Source organism: Devosia sp. (assembly GCF_034675085.1).
Lineage (GTDB): Bacteria > Pseudomonadota > Alphaproteobacteria > Rhizobiales > Devosiaceae > Devosia.
In genome coordinates this window covers 1-1,781 of the sequence record NZ_JAUCDN010000466.1, presented here as the reverse complement: position 1 = coordinate 1,781, position 1,781 = coordinate 1, and the positions used below count along the sequence as shown (strand labels likewise).

Here is a 1,781-nt window from a genome sequence, read left to right as displayed (position 1 = left end):
GCCTGGATCGGCTCGTCCTTTTACTTCATCGCGCTCGATCTGGGCCTGCGCAAGACCCCGAGCCTGCCCCCGCTCGCCCATGGCGAGGAATGGCAGGTGCATGGCGGGGGCTTTTATCACATCCAGAAATATCTGGTGGCGCCCGAATTCCTGCCCGAGCACCTGACCTGGTTCAAATGGGAGAGCTATTGGACCTGGCTGAGCGGCGCCATGCTGCTGGCGCTGCTCTATTATGTGGGCGCCGATATCTATCTGGTCGACCGCAATGTGCTCGATGTCCCGGGCTGGGTGGCGAGCCTGATTTCGGCCGGCTCCATCGTGGTCGGCTGGGTGCTTTATGACCTTTTGTGCAAGTCGCGGCTGGGGCAATCCACCACCGGGCTGATGCTGGTGCTGTTCGCCATATTGGTGGCGGCGAGTTGGGGCTATACGCAGCTCTTCACCGGCCGCGCCGCCATGCTGCATATGGGGGCCTTCACTGCCACCATCATGACCGCCAATGTGGCCATGATCATCATCCCCAACCAGAAGATCGTGGTGGGCGACCTCAAGGCCGGGCGGGTGCCCGACGCCAAATATGGCAGAATCGCCAAGCAGCGCAGCCTGCACAATAATTACCTCACCCTGCCGGTGATCTTCTTCATGCTGTCCAGCCATTATCCGCTGGCCTTCGCCACGCAATGGAACTGGATCATCGCCTCGCTGATCTTCCTGATCGGTGTGGTCATCCGGCATTATTTCAACACCCGTCACGCGCGGAAAGGCAATCCGCACTGGACCTGGGGCGTGGCCGTGGTGCTGTTCCTGGTCGTCGCCTGGCTCTCCACCGGGCCCAAACTGGCCGGTTCGGCCGGAGAGGGGGTGGCGTCTCAGGCGGCCGAGAGCTTTCTTCGCGCCGATCATTTCGCCGCGGCCAGCCTGACGGTGCAGACGCGTTGCGCCATGTGCCATACGGCCGAGCCGGCATGGCCGGGGATCTACCAGGCGCCCAAGAACGTCATTCTCGACAATGACGCCGCCATCGCCAGCCATGCCCATGAGATCGCCATCCAGGCCGGCTGGAGCCACGCCATGCCGCCGGGCAATGCCACCGAGATGACGGCACAGGAGCGGGCGCTGCTGGTCGAATGGTATCGGGAAGGCACGGGCTCATGAGCCGGACCATCCTGCGCGGGCGGGTGCTGAGCTTTCTCAGCGCGCCGCAGGGCCTCGATGACGCGGCCAGCTACAGCTATATCGAGGACGGTGCCATCGAGGTCGCGGCGGGGCGCATCGTCCGGGTCGGCGCATTCGACGCCGCTGCCGCCATCGGTGCCGAGGTGATCGACCATCGCCCGCATCTGATCCTGCCCGGCTTCATCGACATGCACCTGCATTATGTGCAGAGCCAGATGATCGCCTCCTATGCCGGCTCGCTGCTGGAATGGCTCAATACCTACACCTTTTTCGAAGAGCAGAAATTCAGCCGGCAGGGCCATGCCGGCGCCATTGCCGCTCAATTCTATGACGAGTTGATCCGCAATGGCACCACCACGGCGGTGGCCTATTGCTCCAGCCATCCCAATTCGGTCGATGCCTATTTCGCCGAGGCCGAAAAGCGCAACATGCTGATGATCGGCGGCAAGGTGATGATGGACCGCAACGCCCCCGAGGCGCTGTGCGACACCGCCCAATCCTCCTATGACGACAGCAAGGACCTGATCGCGCGCTGGCATAAGCGGGGCAGGGGGCTCTATGCCATCTCGCCGCGCTTCGCCATCACCTCCACCCCGGCGCAGATG

At 63.2% G+C, this 1,781-nt stretch carries 2 protein-coding genes; both read left to right on the top strand.

Features of this window, described 5'->3' with window-relative positions; all coding sequences use genetic code 11:
* On the top strand, window positions 1-1,155 hold a 1,155-nt coding region (locus tag VDP82_RS17775; protein WP_323016146.1), incomplete at its 5' end, for a urate hydroxylase PuuD.
* Window positions 1,152-1,781, top strand: a 630-nt coding sequence (locus VDP82_RS17770; RefSeq protein ID WP_323016145.1) for an amidohydrolase family protein, incomplete at its 3' end; no start/stop codon positions are given. The genes VDP82_RS17775 and VDP82_RS17770, both read left to right, overlap by 4 nt.